At 60.2% G+C, this 26,164-nt stretch carries 16 protein-coding genes, 1 tRNA gene and 3 pseudogenes; 11 read left to right on the top strand and 9 right to left on the bottom strand.

All coding sequences use genetic code 11. The annotated features are described in order from the left end of the window. Positions 1–11: 11 nt before the first annotated feature. Entirely contained in the window at positions 12–287 is a 276-nt protein-coding gene (sciP, locus tag NKK47_RS06400) for a CtrA inhibitor SciP (protein ID WP_023679563.1), read from the bottom strand. A 261-nt stretch (positions 288–548) separates the two neighbouring features. Between sciP and mnmA the strand changes: the two genes are divergently transcribed. After that, entirely contained in the window at positions 549–1,739 is a 1,191-nt protein-coding gene (mnmA, locus tag NKK47_RS06395; RefSeq protein WP_352517002.1) for a tRNA 2-thiouridine(34) synthase MnmA, read from the top strand. 13 nt (positions 1,740–1,752) lie between these two features. Here the strand turns inward: mnmA and NKK47_RS06390 are convergent, their stop codons facing one another. Further along, complete coding sequence (locus NKK47_RS06390) at positions 1,753–2,727, bottom strand: Gfo/Idh/MocA family protein (RefSeq protein ID WP_352452922.1); 975 nt, start codon at positions 2,725–2,727, stop codon at positions 1,753–1,755. A gap of 236 nt (positions 2,728–2,963) precedes the next feature. Here NKK47_RS06390 and NKK47_RS06385 point away from each other — a divergent pair. Beyond that, a tRNA-Met gene (locus NKK47_RS06385) sits at positions 2,964–3,040 on the top strand. On the opposite strand, the gene NKK47_RS06380 is transcribed toward NKK47_RS06385, so the two are convergent. Beyond that, positions 2,997–4,622, bottom strand: a complete 1,626-nt coding sequence (locus tag NKK47_RS06380) for a recombinase family protein (RefSeq protein WP_352575835.1) — start codon at positions 4,620–4,622, stop codon at positions 2,997–2,999. The two genes, NKK47_RS06385 and NKK47_RS06380, sit on opposite strands and share 44 nt — an antisense overlap. Before the next feature lie 24 nt (positions 4,623–4,646). Further along, entirely contained in the window at positions 4,647–4,877 is a 231-nt protein-coding gene (locus NKK47_RS06375) for a hypothetical protein (RefSeq protein WP_352575703.1), read from the bottom strand. Positions 4,878–4,922: 45 nt separating this feature from the next. Between NKK47_RS06375 and NKK47_RS06370 the strand changes: the two genes are divergently transcribed. Then, positions 4,923–5,579, top strand: a complete 657-nt coding sequence (locus NKK47_RS06370) for a PIN domain-containing protein (protein ID WP_352575702.1) — start codon at positions 4,923–4,925, stop codon at positions 5,577–5,579. Positions 5,580–5,632: 53 nt separating this feature from the next. Here NKK47_RS06370 and NKK47_RS06365 read toward each other — a convergent pair whose 3' ends face one another. Both NKK47_RS06365 and NKK47_RS06360 read right to left on the bottom strand, forming a co-directional pair. Then, positions 5,633–5,830: a hypothetical protein gene (locus NKK47_RS06365; protein ID WP_352575701.1), complete on the bottom strand. Its 198-nt coding sequence runs from the start codon at positions 5,828–5,830 to the stop codon at positions 5,633–5,635. A gap of 55 nt (positions 5,831–5,885) precedes the next feature. Next, positions 5,886–6,338, bottom strand: a complete 453-nt coding sequence (locus tag NKK47_RS06360) for a hypothetical protein (RefSeq protein ID WP_352575699.1) — start codon at positions 6,336–6,338, stop codon at positions 5,886–5,888. A 158-nt stretch (positions 6,339–6,496) separates the two neighbouring features. Here NKK47_RS06360 and NKK47_RS06355 point away from each other — a divergent pair, with 158 nt between their 5' ends. Next, positions 6,497–6,712 (top strand): transcriptional regulator, encoded by a 216-nt coding sequence (locus tag NKK47_RS06355; protein ID WP_502904980.1) that lies wholly within the window; start codon positions 6,497–6,499, stop codon positions 6,710–6,712. Between the two features lie 101 nt (positions 6,713–6,813). Here NKK47_RS06355 and NKK47_RS06350 read toward each other — a convergent pair whose 3' ends face one another. After that, complete coding sequence (locus NKK47_RS06350; RefSeq protein WP_502904977.1) at positions 6,814–7,194, bottom strand: helix-turn-helix domain-containing protein; 381 nt, start codon at positions 7,192–7,194, stop codon at positions 6,814–6,816. Between the two features lie 377 nt (positions 7,195–7,571). Between NKK47_RS06350 and NKK47_RS06345 the strand changes: the two genes are divergently transcribed. Further along, positions 7,572–8,807, top strand: a complete 1,236-nt coding sequence (locus NKK47_RS06345; protein ID WP_352575697.1) for a hypothetical protein — start codon at positions 7,572–7,574, stop codon at positions 8,805–8,807. Between the two features lie 20 nt (positions 8,808–8,827). Then, positions 8,828–11,518, top strand: coding sequence for a hypothetical protein (locus NKK47_RS06340; RefSeq protein WP_352575696.1), 2,691 nt, complete (start codon positions 8,828–8,830; stop codon positions 11,516–11,518). 210 nt (positions 11,519–11,728) lie between these two features. On the opposite strand, the gene NKK47_RS06335 is transcribed toward NKK47_RS06340, so the two are convergent. Both NKK47_RS06335 and NKK47_RS06330 read right to left on the bottom strand, forming a co-directional pair. Continuing rightward, positions 11,729–13,732, bottom strand: coding sequence for a DUF3363 domain-containing protein (locus tag NKK47_RS06335; protein ID WP_352575694.1), 2,004 nt, complete (start codon positions 13,730–13,732; stop codon positions 11,729–11,731). Positions 13,733–14,502: 770 nt separating this feature from the next. Beyond that, positions 14,503–15,583, bottom strand: a pseudogene (locus tag NKK47_RS06330) (IS110 family RNA-guided transposase). A 235-nt stretch (positions 15,584–15,818) separates the two neighbouring features. On the opposite strand from NKK47_RS06330, the gene tnpA reads away from it, so the two are divergent. The 5 genes and pseudogenes from tnpA to NKK47_RS06305 form a co-directional block, all read left to right on the top strand. Beyond that, entirely contained in the window at positions 15,819–16,205 is a 387-nt protein-coding gene (gene tnpA / locus NKK47_RS06325) for an IS66 family insertion sequence element accessory protein TnpA (protein WP_352575692.1), read from the top strand. Between the two features lie 436 nt (positions 16,206–16,641). Beyond that, entirely contained in the window at positions 16,642–22,002 is a 5,361-nt protein-coding gene (locus NKK47_RS06320; protein ID WP_352575690.1) for a DUF6531 domain-containing protein, read from the top strand. Between the two features lie 203 nt (positions 22,003–22,205). Beyond that, positions 22,206–23,723, top strand: a pseudogene (gene istA / locus NKK47_RS06315) (IS21 family transposase). Beyond that, a pseudogene (locus NKK47_RS06310) lies at positions 23,720–24,238 on the top strand (ATP-binding protein); the annotation flags it as partial. The pseudogenes istA and NKK47_RS06310, both read left to right, overlap by 4 nt. A gap of 1,009 nt (positions 24,239–25,247) precedes the next feature. Then, positions 25,248–26,164: IS1380 family transposase (locus NKK47_RS06305; protein ID WP_352575687.1), on the top strand; the 917-nt coding region annotated here is incomplete at its 3' end.

The raw sequence follows: 26,164 nt of genomic DNA, 5'->3' as shown, positions 1-26,164 counted from the left end.
CCCTTATCGGCCTAATGCCGGTATTGCTGGATGCGCGTGGTGCGCAGGCCGGCAAGGCCGTATTCGTCGATCGACGCTTGCCAGGACAGGAATTCCTCGGTGGTGAGCTTGTAGCGCTGGCATGCCTCTTCGAGGCTCAAAAGCCCGCCACGCACCGCCGCCACCACTTCCGCCTTGCGCCGGATAACCCAGCGACGTGTGTTTGTCGGCGGCAGATCGGCGATGGTAAGTGGGCTGCCGTCTGGCCCGATAACATATTTGACTCGCGGTCTAATTAGATCGGTCATCGTACTCTCTACAAAAAACTCAAAGACCCAATCCCCACCACATTACCGCCACAGCTTTAAAATTTGCCTAAGCAGACCCTAATGGTTAGGTAAGGATCATGAACGCGGCGTTAGCCTTTTCATCGGCATTTGAAACATCTGCCGGCAAGCGCATTGAACCCGGCAGGAAAAATGAGCCGGCCCGGCAAAGCTGGCGCAGCCGAGACGCTTGACCTATATTCCGGCCATTGGCATTGAAGCGCCGCGCAGAACGAAAGAACCATGAACAGCCTCGATCTTCCCGGACGCCCCGAAAACACCCGCGTCGTCGTCGCCATGTCGGGCGGTGTCGATTCGTCGGTCGTTGCCGGCCTCCTGAAGCACGAGGGCTACGACGTCGTCGGCGTCACGCTGCAGCTTTATGACCACGGCGCGGCAACGCACCGGGCCGGCTCATGCTGCGCCGGCCAGGACATCGACGATGCCCGCCGCGTCTCCGAGACGCTCGGCATCCCGCATTACGTCCTCGATTACGAGGAGCGCTTCCGCAAGGCGGTGATCGACCCGTTCGCCGAGAGCTATGTCGCCGGCGAAACGCCGATCCCTTGCGTTTCCTGCAATCAGACGGTGAAATTCGCCGACCTTCTTGCGACCGCCAAGGAACTCGGCGCCGACGCGCTGGCGACCGGCCACTACATCCGTTCCGGCGCCAATGGCGCCCACCGCGCGCTTTACCGGCCGGTCGACGCCGACCGCGACCAGAGCTACTTCCTGTTCGCCACCACCCAGGCGCAGATCGACTATCTGCGTTTTCCGCTCGGCGGCCTGTCGAAGCCTGAGGTTCGCGCCATCGCCGAGGAGATGGGACTGACGGTTGCGGCCAAGCAGGACAGCCAGGACATCTGCTTCGTGCCGCAGGGCAAGTATTCCGACATCATCGCCAAGCTGAAGCCGGCTGCCGCCAATCCGGGCGACATCGTCCATATAGACGGGCGCGTGCTTGGCCGCCACGAGGGCATTTTGCGCTACACCGTCGGTCAGCGCCGCGGCATCGGCATCGCCTCGGGCGAGCCGCTCTACGTCGTTCATCTCGACGCCGACCGGGCCCGCGTCGTCGTCGGCCCGCGCGAGGCGCTGGAGACCCACAAGATCTTCTTGCGCAACATGAACTGGCTGGGCGATGGCCCGCTGACCGCTATCCCGGCGGCCGGGCTTGAGCTTTTCGCCAAGGTGCGCTCGACGCGGCCGCCGCGCCCGGCCGTGCTGCATCACCGCGCCGGTGTCACTTCGGTGGAACTGGTCGACGGCGAATCCGGCATCGCGCCCGGTCAGGCTTGCGTGCTCTATTCCGACGATGGCAACGAGGCGCGCGTGTTCGGCGGCGGCTTCATCGAGCGCTCCGAGCGCGGCGCCGAGGCCGAGGCGATGCTGACGCGGCTTGCCGTCCAGCCGGCGCGGGTTCCCGCCGAATAGACGGCGTTTTCTTTTAGGGCCTTGTATGGGCGGGCCTTGTATGGGCGACGGTGCCGGCGGTCAGGATGCGCAGCACGCGGATGGCCTCCTCGCCGCTGGTGCGCGGTTCGGCCCGCGTCTCGATGCAGTGGATGAAATGCTCCAGCTCGCGCGTCAGCGGCATGCCCTCACCGACCGCGACATAGGACGGCTCGTTGGCGGTGAACGCCCATTGGCCGCTGTCCTGCCACACCGCGTGGCGATAGACGGCAAGCTTGCGCTCCCACGGCTCGACATCGTCGAACACCGCCATCGCCTTGGTGCCGACAACGGTCAGCCGCCGTTCGCGGTAAGGGTTGAGCCGCGAGGCGAACAGATGGCCGCGCAGGCCGTTGGGAAAGCGCATGTGCAGATGCGCAAAGTCGCTGAGATTGTCGAGAAGAGCAGCGCCTTCGCCGCGCACTTCGACCGGTTCGGTGCCAGTGATGGCCAGGATCATCGACAGATCGTGCGGCGCCAGATCCCATAGCGCGTCGTTTTCGGTGTGGAACTTGCCGAGGCCGAGCCGATGCGAATGGATGTAGCGGACTTCGCCGAGTTCGCCATTGTCGATCAGCGCCTTCAGCGTCTCGAAGGCGGGATGAAAGCGCAGCACGTGGCCGACCATGAAGACACGGCCATTATCGGCGGCCGCCTGCACCGAGCGTTCGGCATCGGCCACCGTCAGCGCGATCGGCTTCTCCACCAGCACGTCCTTGCCGCCGAGCACGGCGCGCACCGCCATGTCGGCATGGAACTGCGGCGGCAGCGCCATGACAATGGCGTCGACATCGTCGCGGGCAAACAGCGCCTCCGGCTCTATCGCCAGGCAATCCTGCTCGCTGGCAAAACCCTCCGCACGCGCGGGGTTGACGTCCGAAACCGCATGCAGCGCGCCGAGCGCCTTTAGGGTGCGGATGTGGTTGCTGCCCCAGTATCCGCAACCGAGGACTGCAATGCGCGGTTTCATCAATTCATGACCATGGCTTTCGTGGCCGAGACATAGCGACGTGCCTCGCTGAACTCAACCCCGGCCTGTGCGCCCAAATGTCTGCCCGGCAAAGCTTTAGGCGCCAGCAATATGCCGGCGCGGCAGCCACTTCGATGCTTGACAGGCTTGGCCTCGCAACCTTATATCCGCGCGACCTTGGCGAACGCGCCGATATGCCTGCCGATTTAAGCTGGATTTCGGGCCTTCGCCGCCTTGGCGGGGTAGCTCAGTTGGTTAGAGCACGGGAATCATAATCCTGGGGTCGGGGGTTCAAGTCCCTCTCCCGCTACCATCACTGCAGCGCTAGGCGCTGTTCCTGGTTTACGATTTGGCAGGTTCAGAAGCTCCGGCAGCGCACCGCGGACTTTCAGCTCAACCTTTCCCCTACCCTCCGTCGGAATGATATCAATCCCCGTGACCAGCGAGCGGATGATCCTCGCCGCCTCGTGGCGCTCGCGCTCATCGGATTGCAACGCGTCCTGGAGCTCGGATACTTGCCGACGGTAAACCTTCACCGCAGCCGGATGAAACTCCACAATGCTTTCCGCGGCCGCCATCGCCTGAAGCTCTCGGGCTAGATTCTCCTTTTCGCGCTCGAGGTCCAGCAGCTTCGATTTCAAGCTGGTCGTCGCGACACCGTCAGCGATAGCATCAACGATATTGCCGATCTGTCTGTCGATGCCGGCATGCCGCCTTTCGGCTTCCCTTTGCCGTTCGCGGTTCATGGCGTTCAGTCGCTTATGCTCAGCATGATATTCAGCAAGGAAGCCCGCAATGGCACCTGGCGCCAGCAAGCGCCGCTGGATGCCTTCAAGCACGCGCTTCTCTAACTCGCCAACGCGGATCGTCTTGTTGTTGGTACAAGTGCCTTTCTCACGGTGCGCGGCACAAGCAAGCTGGTCTCTATTCTTCACCGTATAGGAAGCGCCACAGCAGCCGCACCGCACAAGCCCCGAGAACATGTGCTTCGGCCGTCGGCGGTGATGGAGTTTCATGCCCCCATAAAGCTTCTTGCGGGCTTGCACCGCATCCCACAGCTCATCGTCGATGATACGCAGATGCGGCACTTCAACAACCTGCCAGGTTTCCGGCAGATTCGGCCGCGAGATGCGCTTCCCAGTCTCGGGATCCTTGCGCATTTGGATACGATTGAAGACGAGCAGCCCGATATAGGCTTCGTTGTAGAGAAAGCCGCTTCTCCGCTTGAGATTGCCATTGATGGTCGAGGCGCCCCACGCACCCCCAAAGGGTGATGGAATACCTTCCTTGTTGAGGCTTGCAGCTATCGTACGTGCTGATTGACCAGCCGCGAACTCCCGAAAAATCCGACGTACGACCTTGGCTTGATCCTCATCGATCTCGCGTAGACCGCGGATCGGTTCGCCGCGTTCATCGAGCTTCTTGATCACGCGATAGCCGTAGGAGAGACCGCCGGCGTTGTAGCCGTTCAATATGCGGCCGCTTTGGCCCCGCCTGATTTTGGCGGCTAGGTCGCGCAGGAACAACGCGTTCATCGTTCCTTTGAGGCCCACGTGCAGTTCGTCCACGGCACCCTCCGAGAGGGTGACGATCCTGACCTCGGCAAAGCGCAGTCGCTTGAAGAGGCCGGCTACGTCTTCCTGATCGCGAGACAAGCGATCGAGTGCCTCGGCTAGGACGATCTCGAATTGCCCGCTTTGAGCATCTGTCAGAAGGCGCTGGATGTCTGGTCGACGGATGATGCTTGCACCGGATACGGCGGCGTCGGCATAGGTCCCAACGACAGTCCACTTCTCCCTGGCCGCGTGCTCTCGGCAAAGCCGCAACTGATCCTCGATAGAGGCTTCGCGCTGGTTGTCGGATGAGTAACGAGCGTACAGCGCGACACGGGTCATGGACCGCTCCTCAGCCTCTGTTTGCTAATGTCCGCCGCCGCCGTCCACACCCTCCCCTTCTGACGTTGCTTTCTCAGGAGGATGAACTTTGTTGTCGTTGGCCGTCTGCAATTCCTCGAAATGCTCCCGAGCAACCCGCCGACCCAACAAACAGGCGATCGACAGGACGGCTCGTTCAGCCATGCCTCGTGCCGACATGTCAGCTTTGTAATCATGGCTTGCGCTGTCGTTCCCAGGTTTGGCCTCGTCCACCATGGCATGCCCGCTCTTCTGTGTAGATCAAGGGCATTGAGCGGCGTGATGACCAGCAAGACAAGTTCAGTTGCAGCGCGGTCGTACGGTGGCGTGCAAATACTTGCGCGCTGCGATTTGGGGATTCCGAAACCAAGCCAAATTGTCAAAGCTCGAGGCTCCTGCAATATCACAGGCGATATCCAATATGCTTGCATGAGACTGCTTCTCGATACGGCGACCTTGGTGGCGGCGATCCGAAGTGACGCTGGCGCCTGGCGCCAACTGTTGGTGGCGGCTTTGGAACGCCGGTTGACGATCATTGTTTCGGTGACGTTGATGATCGAGTACCAGGCGGTCATGACAAGGCCCAAGCACCTTGAGGCTTCCGCCCTGTCGCTTCCACTTCGGAGTCGGGCAGGCCCAGTTGAAGACAGGCGACTACCCGAAACCAGAATGGGCACTTTCATGTCCGACCGTCGTAACGCCCCGACACGGCGCACCAAGCGATTGCGGTCGCGGCTGTCTCTCTTTCGCTGCCTCTGCCGCTTCAGGCACGGTCCCTTTTTCCAAGGCGGCATCACGGTTGAAGGCGTCCAGCAGATCGGGATCTGCTCGCCGCCGGATGGTGAGATGCCGCAGAAGCGTCCAGTCCTGCCAATTCCCTGGCGGTTGAAGGTGACGGGAAATAGATGCTTCGCTGCAAGTCGAGGGATTCTCCGCTGAAGCGGGACGTTGAGTTGGGTGGATCTTCATACCCCCTCCTCCAGTTTCATCGTTCAGGCACGGAAACAGCAGCCAGCCCCGGGCCTGCGGAGCTTGGGACGCCGCTCGCCGGGAAAGACCTGCTCCGGCGTCATCTGCTCGGCGATGCGCACAAGATCGCTGAGCGCCGAGCGGATTTGCGGCCAGGGAAACTCGGAGCATTCCTCCCAGGCCTCGCCCTCGCGCAATACGGCATCGAGCTTGCCCGCCACCCCGGCGAGAGTCGTGGCGGGGGTGGCTGAGAACGCTTCCAGCAGATCCTCTGCCCTATCGCCAGCCTCGCGCTCGGCCCTGAGCGCGGCGGTGTAACCGGTCTCCTCGGCAGCCGCATTCCAGCGCCGCCAACTCAGCTTCTGCCTTCTGGCGGAGAGCCGTCAAATCCGGTCCTTTGCCGAGCACTTCATTGAGCGCCTCGATCGAGTGGATCGTCACGTCCCCACCCTCGGGCAGGCGGACGGTCACACAAGGAAAGCCGACACTCTCGACAAGCCTCGTCTCCATGCGCTGTTGGCTGCGGCAAAGCCGCTCGGTCAGCGTGTGGGCTGTCTCCCATTCCCGCCAAAGCGTTAGCGCTGGGTCGGGCAGCGTACTTGTTGCAGCTCCGTTGCTGGCAAGCGCGCTTTTCTCAAGCACCAAAGCGGTGGACGTAATCATCCCTCCCGCAAGCACTCGCCTGCGGGTGACGAAAGGCAGAGTCATGCTATTGTCGGAATCAGCCATGATCCGAGCTCCCTTACAGCTTGGGTGCGGTCAGGTCGGGCGGTGTGTGTCATCACTCCGTCCGACCGTCTTGTGTGCAGTTTCAGAATACAGGTCGAGACGTGAGCGGGCAACAAAAATCATTACAGTGTGATGAAATCAGCCCTATCCAGTGCAGGATGGCGCGAGCAGCTCTTGGTTGGGGGGTGCGAGAACTGGCAGAGGTTGCTCAAGTCGCAACGCAGACGATTACTCGCCTGGAGCAAGGCGATCAGCTCAAGCCCAGCACTCGTCAGGCCGTTCGTACCGCCTTTGAAGCAGCAGGAATCGAGTTTATTCCCGAGAACGGAGGGGGACTAGGCGTCCGGCTTTCCCGTCGGCAGGACGGGAAATGACACCAGTCGAAAACTGATGCTTCCTATGACTTTTGTCGCCCACCGCGAATGAAGTGTCCTGACGCAAGCGACGACTACTCCTCAAGATCCGCGTGTTCCGCCTACCGGCGTTTGGGAGCCAGTTCCTCATCGTTCTGGGTGTTCGGCAGGCTAAGCTCCTCTCCCAACGCGGCTATCAGGGCCGAGACACGGTTCCGAACTCGCGGATGAAGGCGCATCAGCCCCTCGACTAGCCGCCGGCCTTCCGCACTAGCGATGAAATCTATGCGTTCATCCACCGGCAAAGGCGAAGCTTCCCCATTAGCTTGCTGATTCCCCGGCAGCCCCTCAAAGAAGCGGCTGACGGGAACACCCAGCGACTTGCCGATTTCGTAGAGCATCGACGCGCTCACGCGGTTCCGCGCGTTCTCATATTTTTGAAGCTGCTGGAAGCTAATGCCGATCGATCGGGCGAGCTGTGCCTGCGAGACATCCGACTGCACGCGAACCGTGGCAACCTGCCTGCCGACATGCTGATCGGCAGGCCGCCGCCGCCAGCCGACTCCCTCTTCGGAGCTTCCGCGATCATGGCCTCGGTGGTGACAAGCAAGCCGGCGACCGAGGCCGCGCCTTGGAGAGCCGCCCTCCGCGAACTGTCAAACTCTATGATCATCCCGACATCCGCTAGTTCCACGCTTGAAAATTGCGCATGGCTTGCGCAACCGGCCTACAGGATGGCATCTTGGCTCGCGATTAACAGCATGGCACTTAAAATCTCGCTCATGACAACTGAGGACTATTTCTGACCGCGAATGCCTCTTCCTCCAAGCTGCTGAGCAATCACCTGGTCTGGACGGTGCTGCGGGATCGCCGGAGTTTCGTGGTTCGTCTCGTCGAGCCCAGCGTTTACGCACCTGCCGCCCACGGCGACATCTTCGAGCAGGTCATCATGGAACTTATCAATCCGACGCCGCGTGCGATGGATGGCTATACCAGGACCAGCTTCCAAGCGGGTGCGCCCTTCGACCTGCTCACTTTCCCCGAAGCGTTCGCGCCGGCAGAGGCCTTGCTGTCGGTGTTGGGGTCGCTCAGCCAAGTTCAGACGCTTGGCTGTATTCATGTCGGCCTTCGGCCGGATGGTGATGATGAGAACCATCTCTTCTCGAACGCCGAGATCACGTCACTCCTTAAGGCGCTGCTCGCTATCCCGGCCATTGTGCCGCAGGATCTGGCGTCCTTTCGTTCATGGTTCGAGAAACAGCCGGCCCACTTCCATTTCAATCTGGGCTGCCTGTTCACGCTAGACGTGGACGCGCGCCCACGTATTTGCATCCATCCCAAGCTGGTGCGTTCGCAGTACGAGAATAGCCCGCTTCCCGAGAAGACGATGGCAGAAGCGAACCTGCTTTCGCTCGTGACGCTGTTGCCTGCAGACAAGCGCTACCTGTCGGTTACGATCCAGCCGTTGATCTGCTCGGACGCTCTCAACCTCCCCACGGACCGCGCCACACCCCCGCCGCTTACTGCTGTGAACTCCGCCGAGACACCGTTCGACAACCCACCTGATCATATCGACGTGGTGTCCATCTCGACTCACACGCCACAAGTCGAATATGGGCCGCAGGCGACCCAGCCGCGTCCGCGGGAATGGCACCTGGAATTTCGCGACACCTTCTGCCGCGCAGCACAAGACGGCGAGTTGCCGCGCCACCATTTCGCGACCTTCATCCTTTCAAACTTCGAGACCCTGAAAGGAGGATCGAAAGGCGGGCTCTCGGGCATCTTCCAGCCGATCGATCCGCGTGAGCAGCAATTGCACCGTGCGGTCGGCCTGAACCGTTATGGGCGCAGCAAAATTGATGGTGGGAACAATGGCTGGCATCAGTCCGCGCCAGGCAAACCGGGAGACTGGCAATGGCGCGGCTATATCGCCGCACTGACGCAGCCCTCCAAAGACGAGGCGGTGCGCGTTCTCGGGTTCAATCTCTCGAGTATGCTACGCGATTCCTCCATGTGGCGGCCGATTGGCGCGCCAAATAGCTGTGAGGTATTGCTTGGTCGCTGGCAGTCGCCGAACCACCTCGCATTCGCCGATTGGGGGGCAGGCCAGACATGACGGATCCTAGCACGCTACGAATGATCAGCTTCGGTAGCAACGCTCCGGCATGGGCTGCACTGAGCCATTTCCTCTCCGCCGGTCTGGTCCGCGAGCTCTGCGCTGCGACCATCGACGCGACAAGCGACGGCACGATCCAACTCGGCGACTTGTGCATCGAGCAGATGTCGGGCGGCCCGCCGCACCTGGCTACCTGGACGATCCGCCTCAAACCCGGCCAGGAAGGCTTGGCGGGCTATCTACAGAATGTGCTGCGTGTCTTGACCTGGCAATCCGATGCGAGCGTCCACTACGACGACAGCCGCATCCCAGAAGCTTTTCGTGAACGCTGCCGGATGATCGCATTTGCCTTTGAACTGGCCACCGTCGACTTCGGCTCGATCAGCTCTTGGCTCGCCAACACCGAGGGTGGATCCGCCTCTCTGAACGTGATCGGAAAGGCGATCGGTCTTGTCGCCGCCATTGGCGACCAAGCGGACCCGGCGACCATTCGAACGGCCGACGAGGCCCTTGCGCCGCTCGACCCTGCACTGCGGATAGTCGCCACAAAGCATCTGGGCGACCTCGCGCTGGACGCGGACCGACCGAGTCTCGCCGGCGCGTTCTACGGGACGACGCAGCGCTTGTGCGACGGTTTTTCCGATCCGAGCTGGTCCGAGTTGGTCGAAGCCGTTGCGGACATGACGCTCCAATCGCTTGCCACCGTCTCCGGCATGACGGGTTCGCTCAAAACCACCCACGCCATGCTCGGTGCGGTCCAGGCGCCCGAAATCCTTGTGACCAGGCCCTTGCTCTCGCTGAATGCAGCGCTGGCGGCAATGCATGCCGCTTATCAAAGCAGAGAAGGGCTGTTTTTTCCGGATGTGCGCGCCTGCGTGCTCGACACGCCCTTGCTCCAAAACTCGCACGATCTGGGCGCCCCTCTCGATCATTGGGCAAACAGGAAGTTCACCGACGCTCATCGACGTTTCTGGGCTGCGCTTCGCCGCCTGAACGCGCTGGGCGGCTCCACGCTTTCGAGCGAGGCCATGGCATTCTACGGGCGGTCGGTTTTCGACGAACTGTACGAGCAGATTGGGCGTCATCGTCGGCCAGAGAGTTTCGATCTCGCGCTTCGGCTGGTGATCACCAGTGGGCGTGAGGGTGCCGTTGGCCCCGAAGCCAGCCGCGAGGATCTTGTTGATGCCTATGTGACACAAGAGGTGATCGGCGTGGCGACGGAAGTCGCCCAGAGGCATACCGGCGTCCGGCGCGAGCGTCTCAATGTGCTGGTGAAGCTCTTCATCGCCTGGCTGGGCACGTTAAGCGCCGAAAAGGAGCATCTCGCGCGTCTGTTAATTGACGCCATCGCAAAGCTTGCTCAGGAACCGCCAGGAGACTCATTCATCGAAGGGCATAGCCTGCCGAAGACAAGCCTTGTCGCAATTAAGGACATTGCACGGAAACGCCCTGAATTTGTGCAGCCCGCTTCGCGGATCATTGCCGACGCGATCCTTGCCGGGTTTGCTACCAAGCAATTTGACCTGACAGTAGCTGGTCTGGAAGCGGCGGTCGATTGTGCGGTAGCGTTTGCCCCCGATGATCTGAACCGTCTGACAGATGTTATTCTCACCATTCTCGAAGACGGGCCGCCTTCAGAAAGCGCCTGGCCGATCGTCTCACCCGCCATCACCTTCATTTCCTGCGACGAGGTGCGGGCGCTTTGGGCAGAAAACTCAGAATTCGGATCCCGGTGCGCACAAACGATCTTGCGACACGGTCTCGGCGCCGCAACTGAAAGCACCCGTCTCCTCGCGTTGCTCGACGATATTGTTCCTTATCTCGATGCGCCGGTTGTGAAGGACGAGCGCATTCAGGAGGTCGTTCGGGCGGTGCGGGATGGCGCCCTGAAGTCGAATCACTCTGGCGTCACGGGAAATATCGGTGTGCTGTTTGCCACGCCTGCGTTGGCCGGCCGAGACGGGATCAACGATGCCGTGCGCGGCCTGATTGTCCTGCTGGGCACGGCAACCACGCAGCGGCACAACATTGCCATCGCGACTGCCTACCAGCCTCTCAGCACCCTGACCTACCAACTGGACACGATCGCCGATACCCTGTCCCTCTCCCCAAGCAACGTGGATGCACTGCTTGATCCGATCGTGAGCGCACTTGAACAGTTCTGGCGAGCGGCTCGGCAAAATGCGTTGCTCTTTGCACCCTTCGCAATCCCATTGCCCACGGCGCCGAACGTCATCACGGTACAGAATTGGGCTTTTGTGACCCTCGGCTTCGCGCGCCGGGCAGGCGCGTTCGACCGCCTCAGCAAGGTCGTCGAAGAGGCTGCGGACAACGATCAGCTTGCTGGCCCCATCGCATTGGCGAAGGCTGTCCGCATGACCGCAGGCGATCCGATCGTGCTCGATCCGGACGCCGTCCGTTTGGAGCGTCGCGAGCCCTTCTATGCAGCCTTGGGCGAGCGCATGACCTACATCGCGGCGATGCCGCCGAGCGAGGATACGACAAGGGCGGTCGCGGCTCTAGTCGAGCGGTGTCTGGTACTTGGCCCCGACGGCCTTGATGCCGGCGTGTTCGTCATCGCGTTGCGCCAAGAGGCGATCGACCTTCCGACTGCCGCCGTCAAAGGCTATCGGCAACGTCTCGAACGCAATCGCGCATTGATGCGGGGCTTGTTCCCGCTGTTTCGATCACTGACAACGCAAAGTCAGTAATGATCGTCTTTCGTTGCAGCGTAGAAGCTGCCGAGCGAACGAACGACCGCATTTGGGACCGGCGACGCAGACAGCGAACGACCATTGTTGGGCGCGAAGCTGCCGTTCGCATTTCGCGAAGTTGTACGTCGACTTCGGGTCGGACGAGGCCTTTCGCTTGAGCCATTGTCGACCCGTTCTGACCGACATTTGCCATATAAGCCGCCACGCTCACAGCCCCAGCCCCCGCTTTCTGCCGAAAGTCCGTTCGATACCGCCGCCGTCACGTGCGATGCCGGCGATGTGCTGGCCGATATATTTTTCGAGTGTTGGTTGCCAAGGCACCAGCTGGAAGCCTGTTGCGTCGTCGATCATAGCAAAACGGCCGGAGGCGAGATTAGCCGCTCCGACCAGCCGGCCGCTGATATATTCGCCAGCCTGAGCCTTCATGAAGCTCAGCCCGCGCTCGGCCGCCATCACACGGCCGACGCGGGCGACTTCGGCCTGCTCGAGCCGCTGCAGCAGATCCTTCGGCGCCCGGATCCGGCCGTCGTCCAGCCGGCTGGCGTAGCCCATGTCAACGAGGCTCTGCCGGCGTCGATCTATTGCCTCGGTGACGTCCCGGCCGAACCCGACCTGTGTGAGCGGCGTCCGGTTTGCCGACGCCAGTTCCCGATCGAGCCAGGTCGCGCCATCGCTTGTCACCTGGTTGTCGAGGTCGAGGAAGGAGAGCGTGCGGACAGTAAAATCCCTGCCCCGGTTGCGGGCGTCGTAGGCCGCACCTTGCTCGGCGATGTCGTGGGGGATTTTCCAGTGGTCGGCATCGATGCGTTCGACAACACCGGCACGCCGCAGCGCTTCAAGGCGGCGCACGTGGGCGCGAATGAAAGCATCGGGATCACCCTTCACGCGCTCGATCCGCGGCCGTGCCGCTTCCAGATGCTCGCTCGGTCGGTAGATACCGCCGTGTTCGGCTGCTATTTCGCGGATGTTGAGATCGGCTACGCGGGGCTCTGCCTTTGTCGGGACCGGCTCGAGGGCGACGATGTGGCCGCGCGTAACCTCGTCGAGCTTGGTGTCGTCGCCGGTCTCAAGATAGTGGGTGCGTCCGTCGACGCCATCGACGACGACATAGAGCCCGCCATCCATGCCGTCGCCGGCAAGCCCTTTGGCCAGCACCCGTCCTATCACCGGCTCGGTGATCTCTCTGCCATGGGTGATGTACTGGCTGGGGCCGCGCTCCTCGGCGATGCCATGGTCGGCGAGCGCTTTGTGCATGGTCTTGATAATGTCGTTGCGCGTGCCGAGATCGCGCAGAACGTGCTCGGCATCATCGGCAATCATCCACCGGCCGGGCTCAGTCTCGGAGGCGAGGCCATACTGCTCCAGACGCTTGGCACGATCGACCAGGAGATGGCGGTTGGCGCGCAACGTGTAGGTCTCGCTTACACCGGGCCTTAGGTCGACGATGCCACGTTCCTCTTGCTCGGCAAGCAGCATCCGGTCGAGGCGGGTCAGCCGCTCGGCCTCCACCTCGGCTCTCAGCTTGTGGGCGATGTCGATCTCGGTCTGCGGTCCGAGCTCAAGCGTCACCAACTCGCCAGCGCGATGGCGGATGCCGTGGGCGATATAATCGCCGGCGATGTTGAGCACCTTGCCCTGATCAGTCACGCCGCGCACCAGGATGTGAGTGTGAGGGTGGCCGGTGTTGTGGTGGTCGACGGCGATCCAGTCGAGCCGGGTTCCGAGATCGCTCTCCATTTGTCGCATGAGATCGCGGGTGAAGGGGCGCAGATCCTCCATCTCGACGGCATCCTCGGGTGCGACGATGAGGCGGAACTGATGCCGGTCGCCACGGCAGCGCTCGATGAACGCTCTGCCCTCCTCTCTGTCGCGACCGTCCTCGAGCGCGGAATAAACCCGGCCATTCTCGCCGTCGCGCGCCACGCCGTCGCGTTCAAGATAGCGCAGATGCGCATCGACTGCCCGGGTTGAGACGCCACGCATCTTCGGGCCGCGCGCGCCACGCTGGGACGTGAACTTGACCACGCGTGCCTTGACCATCACCCGCCGCGTCCGGAAGCGGCCTCCGCCCCCTTCCCGGCCCCAGCCGCTGCCGTCGTGCGACAGGCCGGCGGCGATGCTTGCGCCGCGTCCCCTTGTGTTGAACCGGCCGCCGCCCTTGCTCCCCGCAGAACCACCGATCCTGCCTGGGTTGCCGCTGGCCTTGCGCACGGCGACTTTCACCTGCGCGAGGAACGGTTTTGCACCTGGGGCGACCCGCGTGCCACTGCTTCGCACACGCCCAGGTCTGACACGGAAATCTCTGTCGTCACGGTCCACCATGGCGGCAGAATCAGCGGCGGATTGCGGCTCCGCAAGACGCCGCAAGCGCTGATCGTGCTCCAGCGTGCAAAGACAGGCTGTGGCGCGGAAACGTCGGATCGCACATCACGGCGGCAAATCGGATTTGCAAGCATCACCAGTGCCTTACCGGCAATTCCGCCGCTGCCCATACACCTCAAAGTTCCGGAAGGGCTCTGTTTTCGCAGGCGAAAACAATGTGCAGACAACAACTTACCGAGCAAAGCGAGGTGCGAGCGCAAGCTCGCTTTATCTTGCCTTACTAATCGCCTTACTAATCGGGCCCCAAAGTCAACTACAATAATGACTTTTCCGGCTGCATAACATCTCCAATTCCGATTCACATTCTCTGCAAACTTCGTGCGCACTTCTTGCAACCAAGCTTCCCTCGGCAGGGTCCCTGCGTTACCACGCGCTCGACTCAAATCAGCCGTCGCATGCTCTCCTTCGGGCCGTATCAATGGCCTCATGACGAGACGGTCCTAGCGATCACGGCGCACTCATCCCGGTGGCGGGCGGATGCCGGCAAGATAGCGGACTCAGTCTCATCCAACGCCCTGCCAGGGCGCCGCCCCTGCGCACGGGAACTCTTTGAACTCAGACTCCAGAACCTCCTGCAAACTATCGAGACGCGACCATCGTCAAGCCGTTCTCAGCGCCTTCAGCGTCGCGCGCATCGTCGGCGTGACAACCGCCCCGGTACCCGGATCGAACACACTGCCGTCAACCCACATGCGATGCAGGATGCCGGCAAGCTTGCGGGCGACCGCCGTGATCGCGCACAGCATCGAGCGCTTCTTGGCGATCTTGAGCCCCCACGCCTTGAGCGCCGAGCCGCGGCGCGACCGCAGCAACATGGCCGCCGCCTCGCACAGCGCCTCGCGTGCAGTCATGTCGCCCTGCTTGGTGATGCGCCCTGTGAAGTCGATCGAGCTGCCGGACTGATGGCGTCGCGGCGTCAGGCCAAAATGCGCGCCGACAGTGCGGGAGCGGGTGAGCCGATGCGGATCATCGATCGCTACCTTGTACGTCAAAGCCGCAACCGGGCCGACGCCAGGTACGGTCATGAAGCGCCGGCAGACAGGATCGGCAGCGACCACATTTTAGCAACATCGTGTGCAGTCGTTCGTAGCCTTCAAGGACCACGCTACGGACCGCCAGCAAGCTGTCGATCATCCGTTCGAAGACAAAATCCGCGCCGTCCAGCAGTTCGCGCACGCGGGCCTCGAACTCGCGCCGGCCGACGGGGCCAACCTTCAAACCATGGACGCGCAGCGAGCCGCGAATGTGTTTCTCCAGATCCACCAGCTTGCGCTTGAGAAGCTTGCGGTTGGCCAGCATCGTGCGAAACCGCTGGTTCTCAACGCCCTTGACATGAACGGCGCGAAACCACCCCATGCGCATCATCTGTGCAATGCCGCGCGCATCGTTCTTGTCGGTCTTGTTGCGCATGGCGCTCAGGCTCGTGCGCATGTGGCGGGCCTCGACGACGATCACCGGCAGCTTCCGGAACAGCAGCTCACGCGCCAGCCAGACGCCGATCGATGACGCCTCGATGCCGATGCGCTGAGCGCCCTCCACCTAGCCCTTCAAAGCGCAGTGGAGCGCGTCCGGATCGCTCTCCAGCTTCGTCTCGAATACGATCTTGCCATCGCAATCGACGACGCAGATGCTTGTTTCATCCAACGATGCGTCAAGTCCAACGTAAACCGGGTTGTTCATCAATCTCTCCTGACTGCAGTGAACAATTACGCTGTCAGGCTCTCAGATTTCTTGCGCCCCCACCACTCTCGGCGGTCGATCTTAACGGCGAGCCCGATTAGGAGAGCCATCCCTTCCCATGCGCTTGCCTTGCCTTGCCTTGCTAATCGGGGTAAGCGTCCGCTCTCTGCACCTCTTTGGGTCGTGCAATTTCGCTGCATGTGGGGTTCCTTCTTGTCGAGGAGGATTTCCGGCGGTGGCTCGACGTTCCTGGGACAAGGCCAAAAACGCGTACTGGTCGTCGCATGTCGCGGCCTGGTATCGAGGCCGCTTTGAGGCGGAGGAATATTGCCGCCGCTGTAAGCTCTCGACGACGACGTTCGAGCTGTGGGCGCGCCATCTTGTGAGCCCGGAAGATCGGCGCAAACGTGGGGAATATCTGCGGAAATTGCACCATGAAAGGCTGAAAAGGCAGAGCCGGAAGGGGCCGCCGAAGCGGCGGAAGCGACCAGCGCGCTATCGCTACGGCGCTCGCACGGACACCGGTCCGATTGCGCTGCAAGCGTTCTGGGGCATGCATGTGGAGGCGATGAACTGGAGCGGGTTGGGGCTTGCCGAATATGCGGCCGCGCTCGGGCTTTGATCGATTGCCAAATCTGCGAGTAGTCAGGGCCGCGCCAGAAGCGACCTGCTGCTTCAGCAGGCGCAGACAATCGGAAACGATCACGAATTCTTCGGGCCGATTGTCGCAAACCAATCAGCGCAAACCTTCGCTATGCCGCATCCGTTGTGGCCAACTTGCATCTCTTCGAATACGGAGTAGAGTTTCATCCTCGGCCTAGTCATGACTTCGCGTCCAATACGGCTGCCCTCGCTCTTCTCGGTCCCGATAACCTGAACTGCTGGCCTACACGGGCCACGATGACCACGAAAGGCCACCGGCTCGAGCGCGCATGTATCAGACATAGAAACGGGACCTGTTGGCGATCACCGTGAGCCACTGTCAACCAGGTGACATCTAAGACAAACGTCTGTAAGTCAAACGAAAACATCGGACGACAACTATCGAGGGGACCAGCATGACATCAGCTAATATCTTCTTGCAGAGTCCGATGCGGAACGCAAGTGTAGTTGGCGCTAACGTTTTTAGTCATAGCGGCGAATTCTCTCCCGCTGTCGTAGATTTTACGCTTCCTGGCCGCGGCGTTTCCTTTCTTCTTGCGCGTAAGTACCGCTCAGCAAACTCACACGCAATCGGTATGTTCGGCCGCGGTTGGACATTTACCCACGCAAAGTCCCTCGCGAGAGTCGAAAACGATCTTCTTTACCATGATGGCCTTGGGCGAAGCCACTTCTTTGAGGGACCGGCATCGAAGGACACTTATAAAACGCCCAATGGTATGTATGCGACACTGGAAGCAGAGAAATACACCTTCTGCCTCAAGCAAAGAGGCGGCAGGGCATTGACCTTTGAAGCGCCTCCGATGGGTGGGCGTTTGCTGTCCGTCGAGGACCGCAACAAGAATGCGATCCGATTTAATTACGTTGAAGGTGCAATACAAATCAGCGACTCTCTCGGACGCCAAGTTGAGCTGCGCCTAGAGCAAAACCTCGTTGTCTCAATGAACTATGCTGGGCGAGTGTGGCGATACGTTTACGACGATAACTCGTGCCTAGTTGAAAAGATCGGGCCCACGACAAGCGAATCCCCGTCTGGGGCACGGACGCAGTATACTTATAATGAAGCATTTCAACTAACCTCGATATCAGATCCAAATGGAGCGACCTTCTTACGAAATTCATACGATGATCGCGGCCGAATTTCGCATCAGAGACACGGAAACGGATCATTCAAGTTCGAATATGAAAGCCTCGGGGAAACAAACTCAAGATTCCCGATCTATCGCACCCATGTTCAACTCAAGAACGGCTCGTTGCTCGCCCTGCAGCACGATGACTTCGGCCACGTTGTCAGAAGAGATTTTCCTGTCGCAATTAAAAATATTTCGACTGACGATAGCGGCGGAGCGATCGACGGAACGCTGGTATTGAGTACCATTTCTACTTTTAATCGGCACGGCGAGAACTTGAGCCAGCTTCGCCCTGCCGGGGATGCAGTTAGTCGGACTTACGACGATCAGAACACAGATCCTCGAGCCCGCGGCAACCTGCTTCAAGTAAGCTGCACTCCCGCAACTGGTGCGGATAACGATCAAAGTGAGCTCGTCACTCAATTCTCATACGAACCGCAGACTCAACAGGTCGTTTCGATCACGGATCCCAGAGGGAGCGTCATTCGTTTTGAATATGATAACCGGGGCAATCTCGTCTCCAGATTACTCCCAACCACGACGATAAGAGGCGGTTTTGACGAAAAGCATAGTTCTGACATCGCGCAACTGGCAGAACACTTTGCTTATAACGACGCCGGACAGTTGACGCGATCGACCGATGTTCGTGGCTTTATTACTGAATACTATTATCATCCGATTTCGGAGCCAAATGGGCGCGGCTGGAACGAAAATCTCGCCGACACTCAGAAGCCCGGAGGCTATTTTGCTCGCTCTGTCCGTGACGCGTCGATTAACAAGCGGGACGACTCGAAGAAACCTGTCCGACTTACCGTTCGCTGCCACTACGATGCGTTTGGAAATCTCACAACGGTTCTGGATGGAAAGGCGAACGCATCGCATTTCGAGTATGATTCCCACAATAGACTTATTCAAGTCGTCTCACGTGCGCCATTCGGCTACAAGATCGGCTTCCGATACGATGCAAATGACAATTTAACGGAGTCGTCCACCTCGTTTGTTCGGTACTATTTTGACCCAATAAAGGACCAGGCCGAAGGCAAGGAAGACACAATCTATAGAAGGTTTGAATACAATAATCTCAACAACGTCGTTCGTCGAACAATAGTGGCCGACGGGCGCGAACTATCCCACTCGATTATCCGCGATGCTGATGAAAGCGTAATTCGCGAAATTCAGCCGATGGGCAACGTTGTGGAGCGTGAATATGACGAGCGCGGCCTGCCGATCAGCCAGCGGTTCAGCCCAGGGACGCCCGCAGAGATCCATACTCGATACACTTATACCCTCAATGGCGACTTGGGCAGCGCCACAGATGGGCGGGCAAACACCGTTCATCATCGTTATGACGGATTTCAACGATACAAAGGGTTCTCCAACAAGAAGGGTACGGTCAAGACACAGTGGTTTGACGAGTGCGGAAACGTTATTCGCGCTCAGGTATACGGTGACTTTCTTGTCGCGAATGAGTTAGGAGACGTTCTTGCCAAACAAGGCGTGCCGCTTCTGGAAACTTGGTTTCAGTATGATGAGCTAAATCGACTGGTTCGATTGGATCGTGCATGGAACGATCCCTTGACCGGCGCTTCTCTTGGCCAAAGCACGCTGTGTGGCAAAGACGGGTTGGTATCGGCGGCGATCGAATACGATGGACATCTGCCATCGAAGGTGCGGCATGAGGCGGGAAAAGTATTGCAGCTGCATTTTGACGGAGCCGATCGTTTCGTCTCTCTAGCCGATGATACGGGCGAGTCGCTATCCGTTCGATACGATGAGAATTGCAATCCTATTCGCCTCGAGAGGCATGGACCGACGCAAGATGGAGGGACGGGACGACTCCTACATATCCTCAATCAACGGTTCGATGAACTTGACCGTGTTGTGACGCGCTCGACTGACAACGAGCCGCCGGAGCAATTCACCTATAATTCTCTTGGGCTCGTGGTGGAGCACAAGAATCAGGTCGACACTTCTACGAAACAGTTGCACGACCAGTTCGGTCGTAGGTCAGGCAGAGTGACCGTCACGGAGACCCCTCCGATTGGTGGCGCGAGGCAATCAAAGCAGATTCTCGCGCAGCGCCTCGACTGGGATGACAACGGCAGGCTCGCAGCATATACAAACGGTACAAATCATTCTACGAGGTACGGATACGATTCCAACAACTTGCTGAGTAGTGTGGTCTTCGCAGATGGCACGGCTAAGAATTTTCAGCGGGACGCGAATGGAAATGTAGTTCGCAAAGTCGACGCGAACACGACCACAGTCACGAATCGCTTCGACGAGCAAGATCGGCTGGTAGAACGCAGTATTACGCGGGGAGACCTTGCGACACCGACGATCGAAAAGTTTTCCTACGACGGACTCAACCGGCTTGTCAGCGCGTCGACCGACAGCGCAATCACCCTGCGACACTACGACTCACTGTCTCGCGTCCTGTCCGAGGCCCAGTCGGGAAAGGTGCTAAGATACGCCTATGATTCAGCAGGAAATTGCGTCAGTTTGCTGTATCCTGGTGGACGCGAGGTTCGCAAATCGTATGACGCACAACAGCGGATTACCGAGATCCGCGATGGACAATTGGTAGCGGCGTATAGTTACGCATCAAGCACGCAGATCAAGGAGCGACGGTCGGGCAATGTTCTCAGATCGACTTATGTCTTTGAGAACGGTAGAGATCGGTTGCGCAGCATCACTCATCAGGCGGGCGACTCTGGAAAGATTATTGGAGAGTCCACGTACACCTACGATGTATCCGGCAATGTCATTAGAGAGGATCAACTGCAACTTGAATCGAGGTATTCGCAGGACCTGATCTATGATGATTCCGGTCGCTTGGTTTCCGTCAGCTATGGGGCTGCGCGTTCGGCCAAGTTCGACATTCGCGGGGAAACAGAAGTCATCTACAAGCTAAGCCGTTCCGGAACATGGCAATCGAAGATAACACGCGATGGACATGGGCAGACGCTAGAACAAGACGTCGGAGTTGCTAACGAGCGAGACGTTTACCTGTCGCTCGGGAAGTACCGCTTCGAATATGATGCGAACGGCAATCGCACGTTGGAAGAAGATCAAACCGGAGAAGGACGTTCGAAGAAGTTCAGCTACGATTACGCTAATAGGCTTATCCGAATTGATACTCTGGCTCGTAGCGGGATGATCGCCGAGACCATTGAGTACGCTTACGATACGAACAATCGTCAAGTTCTGAAACGTCTCACAAAGGACGGCCGTGCCCGCGAATTCGTCCGTGTATGGAACGGCGATCAACTGATCGAAGAGTGGATCGATGGCAAGCTTGCTAAAAGCGTCACCTACGGGGCTCGAAATAACGAGCCGCTGAAACTGAGCCTTACCTCCAACACGGTATCTACTGATTACTGCTATGTACTCGACGGGCGGGGGTCGATTACGGGCCTATTAGACGAGCGCTCCAGAGTGTTTGAGGGATATAGGTACGATGCATTTGGTCAACCGGTCCTGACGATGCGCGACAATCACCATACCGACGAACAGGTTTCCTTCGCTACTGCCAACCCCCTTCTCTCTTATGGCCGGCTTTACGATGGCGATGCGGAACTAAGCATAAGCAACTCTTCCTTGTACGATGCGAAGACAGGCCAGATCATGGCCGACACCGATCCACCGCCGGGGCCGGTTGAGATCGGGCCGCAGGCGTCATTTCCTTGGACGCCGGATCCTAGATCGTATCTTGGGAACCTTTCCACCTGGACTCCGCCATCATCTTTTGATGGCGACGATCAAAATTACCCCGCCAGTGTTGGCGCGAATGGACTGGTTGTTGTTGCTGCGTCGTACGGAATTTACCGACTGACAGCTGGAATTCCGGCACAAGGCTATTTCGGCTATCTAGTCAGGAAGGCTGTGGGTGGGTTGCTGGTAGAAGGGTTGCTCCAATTTCCGGGAGACGCGTCATCGACGCCAAGCGACAGCTCCCAAGGCAGCGGCAATCGGGGCAATAGTTCATCGAATGGTGGATCATCCAGCAGCAACTCGTCGGGCGCTGGGCATCCTTCCGGTCAGCCGGAGTATCGTCCATCCGGCAATGGAATTGATTACGGACATGAGGGCGGTACCGGTGACGGCGAGCCGACGACCGGCGGTGTCGATGCGCCAGCATCAAATAGTCCGAAAGACGCCCCGTCCAATAAACAACCGACGCTCACAAATGATGAAATGGTCGTCAACGGCGAAGCGACTACGGAAGGAACCGACGAGCCTATCAACAATGACCCCCCGAAGCCGTCCACCGAAACGCCCAACCCTATCGATGGTGGTGACGGCGACATTGATAAGGATTGGTGGCGCAACTTGCCAAATCGGGACGCGGCAGCCGCGCTCCAGTCGGGACTCACCGCAGATGAAAATTTGGTAGAGCTTTCCCGCAGCGTTCTCGGCGGGAGCTCGTATCTAAACAGCGTGCTATCTCCTTCGCCCATCAGCGTCGAGGCTGGCGGCGAAGGTGTTGTCCTAAATCTCGCTGGATTGCATTCTCGCGGCTCATATGCCGGTACGGCGACCGCTGACGGTTGGGGAGATAAGCCCCGGAGCCTCGCCGAAGCGGCGGTTGCCCCGCGAATGAGAGATACATCCGTCTCGCGATTCTGATGGTCCCTGCTCTTAGGTGTTCCGTACACAACCGCCTTCAGGGGGTTCAAACAGCCGCGTCTGCGGCGCGACAATGAAGCTGCGAGCGTTGCGTCAATCAAGATGAGAATGCCGCCAGCGCCGCTGCCTTTCGGGGGCGTTTGTCTGGCGATCGCGGTCGACCGGGTATGCCGGTGGTTTTTCCGATTTGGAGGAATCACTTTGTGCCCGGCCGCCACGTAACCGATCACCAGATGAGGCTCTACATGAAGTTCCGTCAGACCAATTCGACAGCCGTCGTGGGGGCAAAGGCGTCGATCAGCACAGCCACGGCCTATCGCATCGAGAAGGATTCGAGGCTGCCCTCGCAGAAGAAGGCGCGGCGGGAACGACGCCGTGCCGATCCGCTTGCCGATATTTTCAGACCGAGGTCGTGCCGATGCTGCAAGCGGCGCCCGGCATTCGCGCGATAGCTATCTTCGAGGAGATGCTGCGCCGCCACCCCGATCTGGGCAACGGCGTTCGCCGCACGCTGGAGCGGCGCGTCCGCTCCTGGCGCGCCGCCCACGGCGCGGAGCAGAAGGTCATCTTCCGACAGGTGCATGAGCCCGGCCGCCTCGGCCTGTCGGATTTCACCGACATGGGCAAAGCCGGCATCACGATCGCCGGCCAGCCGCTCGACCACCGGCTCTATCATTTCCGGCTCGCCTATTCCGGCTTCGAGCACGCTCATGTCGTGTGTCGTGCTCGGCGGCGAGAGCTTCGTCGCCTTGGCGGAAGGCCTGCAGAACGCGCTGTGGTCGCTCGGCGGGGCTCCCCGCGAGCATCGCAGCGACAGTCTCGGCGGCATTCCGCAACCTGGACAAGGACGCCCGGGAGGACCTGACGCGCCGCTACGACGAACTGCGGCCACTACGGCATGACCCCTTCCCGCAACAATCGCGGCATCGCGCATGAGAACGGCTCCATCGAAGGCCCGCATGGCCATCTCAAGCGGGCGATCGACGACGCGGCTCTGATGAGAGGGATCGAGCGATTTCGGCGATCTGGCCTGCTACCGCCGCTTCGTCGACGAGATCGTCAGCCGTGTGAACGCCCGCAATTCCAAGCGCATCGACATCGAGCGCGCCGAGCTCCAGGAACTGCCCGTCCGGCGCACATCCGACTACGAGGAGGTCACCGTGCGCGTCACCTCATCGGGCGGCTTCACGCTGCGCAAGGTGTTCTACATCGTGCCCTCGCGCCTGATCGGCCACCGACTCAGGGTGCGCCTTTTCGACGATCGGCTGGACATCTTCATCGGCGGCACCCTTCTCGTGACGCTGCCGCGCGGACGTGCCTCTCCATCGGGCAAACACGACCAGGTCGTCAATTACCGGCATGTCATCCATTCGCTGCGTCGCAAACCGATGGCGCTGTTGAACCTGGTCTATCGCGACCAGCTCTTTCCGCGCGAGGCGTATCGGCACACCTTCGACATGCTCATGGAGCGGCTGCCGGAGCGGCAGGCCTGCCGCTTCATGGTGGATCTTCTCGCCATGGCTCACGAGCGCGCCTGCGCGAGCGAACTGGCCGACCAACTGGATGCCGCGCTGCAGGCGCGTCGATTGCCCGACATGGCCGCCTTGCGGGAACGCTTCGCCCCCGATCCCTCCCGGCTGCCGAATGTCGTCGTGCGCCTTGCGCCGCTCAATACCTATGAAGCCCTGCTCGGCGCCAGCCTGACGGGAGACGCGGCATGAAGACCAACACCACTGTCGATACCGCCAAGCTCAGCCTGCTCCTCAATGAACTGCGCTTGCCGGCCATCAAGCTCATGTCGCCGCAATTCGCCGAACAGGCCGACAAGGAAGGCTGGCCCGCCGCCCGCTTTCTGGCCGCGATCACCGAGCATGAACTGGCCGAACGCGACCGCCGCCGCATCGAACGCCACCTCGCCGAGGCCCGCCTCCTGCCGGGAAAGACCCTCGACACCTTCGCGTTCGAGGCCGTGCCGATGATCTCCAAGGCCCAGGTGATGGCGATCACCGCCGGCGACAGCTGGCTGGAGAAGGGGGCGAACCTGCTTCTGTTCGGCCCGCCCGGCGGCGGCAAAAGCCATCTCGCTTCAGCCATCGGCCTTGCGCTTATCGAGAATGGCTGGCGGGTACTCTTCACCAGAACAACCGACCTCGTCCAGAAGCTTCAGACGACACGGCGAGACCTGGCGCTCGAGAGCGCTCTGGCCAAGCTCGACAAGTTCCATCTCCTGATCCTCCGCCGCGAGGCCATGGAGCGAAAGCGTGGCCCTGGACGCCCCGCGTCCTATGCCACACCCGCCAACAGCGTCGCTGATTGACGCGCCGCGACAATCAAGCCGACAAACCCTCTTGGGCGCGACAATCAATGCCGCGATCATCACCTCCGCCGCGACACCAGATTCTCATCCAGATTGTCGCGCGCTTCTCATCAGAATTGTCGCGCCACACGCGTCGGCGCGATCACTCGTCAAGCGAGCTCAAGGGCTGCCAGTGGAGCCTGAATTTTCTCCGACACTCCCCGTACACTCCCCCGAGCAGCCTTCGACACGGCGGTGCCGCACATATTCCGCCGCTTTGCGGGTCGGCACCCTAACCCTGGATGGAGTATGCCGTACTGGAAGCGGGGCGGCCAAGGCTCGACGCCTATCACTGCGCAGCCGGCGCTCTAACTTTCGGTACAGGACCGCGGCACACGATTCTGCGGCAGCTTGGTAGCAGCTACACCGCACGTTCGAGACTCGGGACGCAATCGAGGGGGCATCCTTTGTGTCGACGGGTGTTCAGGTGCTCGATGGCTCCGAGACCCACTACCAACGGCAACCTCCATCGCTTTAAAGGAATGCGAAGGGTCCACCCTTTTTTTGGATACGCCCCCGAGGGAGTGACCTCACCACACCGATAACCCATGGGACCGGTGCCATGGCAGTACCTCTTCGATCCAGTTGATCGGGTGCCTTTGGCAAATGTGGGCCACAATCTTGCGCCGCAGGCGCCCCCACATTTCAGGCATTTCAAATTCACGAAACGCAAAAAACCGCCCCGGTCAGACCGGGACGGTTAGCGTACTATGACAAAAGTGGTTGCGGGGACACGACTTAAGGCTGGAAACCGCCCTATAACTTACAAAGCAGTCGAGTTAGCCTGAAAAATTCACGGTGGGTTGGCGGATGTGGTTCAAGCCGTTGAAATGACGTAGAATTTGGTTGCTAAGGCCGATCCGAATCATTTCCGGAGACCACACCCGCCATGAATGATCTTACGCTGCCGCTGAGCGGCTTGTCATCTGTCGGCGGCAAGTCCGTCGTCGCCCGTTTCGACGGCGGCATGCTGTCGTCGGACAGTGGCGTTCTGGCTCTAGCAGAGGTGGAGAAACGACTGCGGGTGGCCGACCGTCTGGCGCGCTGCATCGATGATCCACGCAGCCCGGACCAGGTCATCCACAACTTTGCAGATATGATCGGCTTCCGCATGAAGATGATCGCCGCCGGTTACGAGGATGGCAACGACGCCAACCGGCTGCGTTCCGACCCGGTCTTCAAGATGGCCCAGGATGCGCCCCCTTCGGGTCGGGATCTGGCGTCGCAATCGACGATGTGTCGGCTGGAGAACCTACCCGATGTGCGCTCGCTGCTCGCCATGGGCCGGACGATGGTCGACCTCTACTGCGCCTCCTTCCGGCAGATTCCGAAGCGGATCGTGCTCGACATCGACGACACGTTTGACGCCGTGCACGGCAACCAGCAGCTCCGCCTCTTCAATGCCCATCACGACGAGTACGGCTTCCAGCCGATCGTTGTGTTCGATGGCGACGGCCGGTTCGTGTCTGCTGTCCTGCGACCGGCCAAGCGGCCAAGTGGGGCTGAGATCCGCGCTCACCTGCGCCGCCTCGTGCGGGCGATCCGGAGCAACTGGCCGAACATCCGGATCCTGATCCGGGCCGACGGTCACTATTGCAGCCCGCAGATCATCGACTGGTGCCGCGCCAACGATGTCGACTTCATCCTCGGCGTACCGCCCACCACGACCCTGCGCAAGCATGTCGCGGACCTGGAAGCCCGCACGACGGCGCGCTTTGAAGCGTCACCGAAGACGAACAAGGTCCGCAGGTTCAAGGAGTTCCTGGATGGGGCCGCCAGCTGGAGCCGCGTCGAGCGCATCATAGC

It is taken from the genome of Mesorhizobium sp. M0019, assembly GCF_040323975.1.
Lineage (GTDB): Bacteria > Pseudomonadota > Alphaproteobacteria > Rhizobiales > Rhizobiaceae > Mesorhizobium.
The sequence above is the reverse complement of the archived record's forward strand: the minus strand, read 5'-3'. Positions and strand labels throughout refer to the sequence as shown.